1 pseudogene is annotated in these 368 nt (G+C 81.0%); it reads right to left on the bottom strand.

Annotated features, from left to right (window positions below):
• Positions 1–50: 50 nt before the first annotated feature.
• Positions 51–368 (bottom strand): annotated as a pseudogene (locus tag OOT08_RS13710) (hypothetical protein); the annotation flags it as partial.

Here is a 368-nt window from a genome sequence, read left to right as displayed (position 1 = left end):
CTGACCCCGGCCGCGCCGGGCGTCTCAGGGGCTCGGCCCCCGAGACGGCCCTACTCCCCGTCGGGACGGGGCTGTCGCCGGGAGCGGATGAGCAACGCAGCCCCGCCGCCGAGCAGCAGGGCGAGTGCGACGCCCCCTGCCGTGGCCCACGCCGCGGTGCCCGTGCGGCTGAGCGCCTCCGGGCCTTCGCCAGCCCCGGGGGCCGGAGCGGGTTCCTGCCCGCCCCCGGTCGAATCAGCGTCCCCGGCGTTGCCGCCGCCGTCCGCGCCCCCGTCTGCCGTGCCGGGGCGCTGGGCGGACTCGCCGCCCGCGGGCTCCCGTCCCGCCGAACAGGATTCGGGGCGCGACTCGGCTCCGCCCGAGCCGGG

The sequence above is a fragment of the Leucobacter sp. M11 genome (assembly GCF_035726885.1).
In the GTDB taxonomy this organism is placed as follows: domain Bacteria; phylum Actinomycetota; class Actinomycetes; order Actinomycetales; family Microbacteriaceae; genus JAPFRB01.
Note: the sequence above shows the minus strand (reverse complement) of the source record. Positions and strands in the feature narration are given on the sequence as shown.